This window comes from Actinosynnema sp. NPDC023658 (assembly GCF_040639995.1).
GTDB lineage: Bacteria > Actinomycetota > Actinomycetes > Mycobacteriales > Pseudonocardiaceae > Actinosynnema.
On the sequence record NZ_JBFAAX010000696.1, the window covers coordinates 1 to 3,028 of the forward strand.

Here is a 3,028-nt window from a genome sequence, read left to right on the forward strand (position 1 = left end):
GGAAGTCCAACCGGCGCGTCGGCGCGGCGTCCGGCGACCGGGCGCCGCCCTCGCCCTCTCCGGCCAGGTCGGCCACGCCGGCCTGGACCCGCACCGCGCCGCGGCGCACCAGGTCGTCCACCGCGTCCAGCGCGTACGCCGGGTTGCCACCGGCCTGCTCCACCAGCTCGCGCAGGCCACCGGCGGGCGTCGCGGCCAAGCGCCGGGAAACCAGCTCCACCAGCACCTCGTCGGGCAGCGGGTCGAGCCGGATCACGTCACCCCCGGCGGCCTCCACCGCGTCGCGCACCCGCTCCACGTCGTCGCGGCGCGGCACCGGGCGGCACGCGGAGACCAGGAGCAGCGGCAGCCGCCGCACCAGCCGGGTCAACCGGTGCCACACCAGGAGGCTGACCTCGTCGGCCCAGTGCAGGTCGTCCACGGAGAGCACCAGCGGAGCCCGCCCGCACAGCTCGATGACCAGCCCCACCAACCGCTCCACGGCGTCGAGCTCGGCGTCCGGCTCGGAGTCGGATCCGCCCAGCAGCGCCTCGGCCACCTCGGCGCGGCGCCGGTCGGACGAGGAGGTGCTGATCTCCAGGCAGTCCAGCAGGACCCGCAGCGGGAACCTCATGCTCAGCTCGTCGCCGACGCCCCACGCGATCGAGCACCCGCGCTGCCCGGCCTCGGCCAGCGTCGCGGCCACCAGCGCGGACTTGCCCATCCCCGGCTCGGCCTCCAGCCAGAGGCAACCGCCGCGCCCCGTGCCGGACAGGTCGGCCACCGCCCGGCGCAGCGCCTCCAGCTCCCGGTCGCGGCTCAGGAGGGTCGGCGCGGCCGGCGGCTTGCGGGTGGGCAGGGCCGAGCGCAGGGGAGCGGCCGGGGCGACCAGTTCGTGCAGCAGCCGCTGGTGCAACCCGGTCAGCCCGACACCGGGTTCGATGCCCAACTGGTCGACCAGCATCCGACGGGTGTCGCGGAAGACCTCCAGCGCCTCGGCGTGCCGACCCGCCCGGTGCAGGGCGGTCATCAGCAGCGCGCGCAGGCCCTCCCGCAGCGGGTGCTGGTCGGTCAGCTCGGTCAGCTCCCCGACGGCCTCGGCGTGCCGACCCAGCTCCACCAGCACTTCCGCCCGCCGCTCCGCGGTCACCAGGCGCAGTTCCGCCAGCCGGGCGCGCTGCGCCGAGGCGAACGGGCCGGGCACCCCGCGCAGCGCCTCCCCGCGCCACAGCGCCAAGGCCACGTCCAACTCCTTGAGGGCGCCTTCGGCGTCCGGCGCGGCGGCGGCGCGGCGGCGGTGCTCCTCGAACAGCGCGACGTCGGAGGAGGAGTCGGTCAGCCGCAGCGAGTAGCCGAGACCGGTCGACACCAGCACGCCGGACGCCGAGCGGGCGGACCGCTGGGGTTCGAGCTGCCTGCGCAGGCCCGAGACGTAGGTGTAGACGCTGGCCTCGGCGTTGGCGGGCGGCTCGTCGCCCCACACCGCGTCGACCAGTTCGCCCACGGGGACGGGTTGCCCCGCCCGCAGCGCCAGCACGGCGAAGACGGCACGCCTGCGGGCGGCTCCGAGGTCCACCTCGGTCTCACCGAGAAACGCCCGCACGGAGCCGAGGAGTTCGACGAACAACGGTTCGAGTGAGATCAAATCAAGTCCAAAACAGCCGCGCGGAGGAGGAGGTGCTTTGTACTCGTAGGACGGTGGCCAGGGCAGATTAACACGCGTTTATCTCCCTTTCGAGGTTCGTCGCCGAGGACTACGAACGGTGCAGGACCGGTCACGGCTCGATCGGCGCCCGTCCTCCCCGACACGCACAGGTACTACCCGAATGCGCCCTGCCCTACTCGGCGGGATTCCGGGTCCCGGGCGCGCACCACCCCTCACCAGGAGATCCACTTCGCCGACTGCCCGTTCGCGCAAACACGAGAGGTCTTCGGGCGCTCCTGCACCCAGTGATTGCAACCACGTGCGCCGATACCAATCCTGGTGCCTGCACCCCGATTGGCCCAATCGGGGGACGCACACCGGAGATCCACCCACTCGCCACGGCTCGACCGCACCGAAGATCCGCGACCGCGACGCCACGCGGGTCGGCAGTCCCGGCACGGGTCGAACGCCGCGCGCGAATCCACGCCCGCCCGTTGGCCCTCAGCGGACGCGTTCCGCGAAGGAAAGGAAAGGTCCTCAACCATGGCCAGGTACCGCGCCACGCTGAACATGGAGTACATCAAGGACGCCGCCAAGGGTTTCCGTTGGGGCGTCGATAAAGCGGCCGAACTGGGCTACCGGTACGTGGAGCCGATGGTCCACACCGGGTGGGACCTGCTCAGCGAGGTCGACTTCTTCCACTCCTTCTCGATGGAGGAGGACCCGTTGCTGATGAAGGAGATCTGCGACCGGGCCGGTGTCCGCGTGTCGGGCATCAGCGGCCACAGCCCGCTGATGAAGCCGGAAGCGGCGGTGCCCAGGCTCACCAGGGCGATCGTGTTCGCCGACGCCTGCGGGGCGAAGTTCGTCAACACCGACGACATGATCAAGCCGGAGTGGATGGACGACGCGTTCGCCCACGAGATGATGCGCTACACCCTCACCAAGGCGGGTTTCGTCGCCGAGCGGCACGGGGTGAACGTGTGCATCGAGCCGCACGGCACGTTCAGCTGCACCTCCGAAGGGCTTCTGGCGATCGCGGATCTCGCGCCCTCGCCGTGGATCAACGTCAACTTCGACACGGGCAACTTCTACCTCGCCGCGCTTGAGGACCTCTACGAGGGGCTGGACCGCGTGAAGGACCGCGTGGTCCACATGCACGCCAAGGACATCAGCGAGCAGCACAGCGCCGACGAGCGCGGCCTGGTCACCGGCACCCCGGTGGGCTGCGCGCTCGGCGAGGGCATGGTCGACTGGGAGCGGGTCTTCGAGGTCCTGGAGCCCCTGGACCGGGAGATCTTCCTCAGCGTGGAGTGCGGCCGGGTCGACGAGGCCGAGCGCAGCATCGAGTTCCTGCGCAAGGTGTTGGGCGACAAGCTGATCGAGTGAGCCGGGCGACGCCCT

The 3,028-nt window shown here is 71.5% G+C and carries 2 protein-coding genes; one reads left to right on the forward strand and one right to left on the reverse strand.

The window, feature by feature from the left end; all coding sequences use genetic code 11:
• Positions 1-1,606: BTAD domain-containing putative transcriptional regulator (locus tag AB0G02_RS33335; RefSeq protein ID WP_360802272.1), on the reverse strand; the 1,606-nt coding region annotated here is incomplete at its 3' end.
• A 561-nt stretch (positions 1,607-2,167) separates the two neighbouring features.
• Here AB0G02_RS33335 and AB0G02_RS33340 point away from each other — a divergent pair.
• Entirely contained in the window at positions 2,168-3,013 is an 846-nt protein-coding gene (locus tag AB0G02_RS33340; RefSeq protein WP_360802275.1) for a sugar phosphate isomerase/epimerase family protein, read from the forward strand.
• Positions 3,014-3,028 lie beyond the last annotated feature (15 nt).

Coding starts and splice junctions, on each gene's coding strand:
- AB0G02_RS33340 (WP_360802275.1), top strand. CDS start 2,168: ATGGCCAGGTACCGCGCCACGCTGAACATGGAGTACATCAAGGACGCC.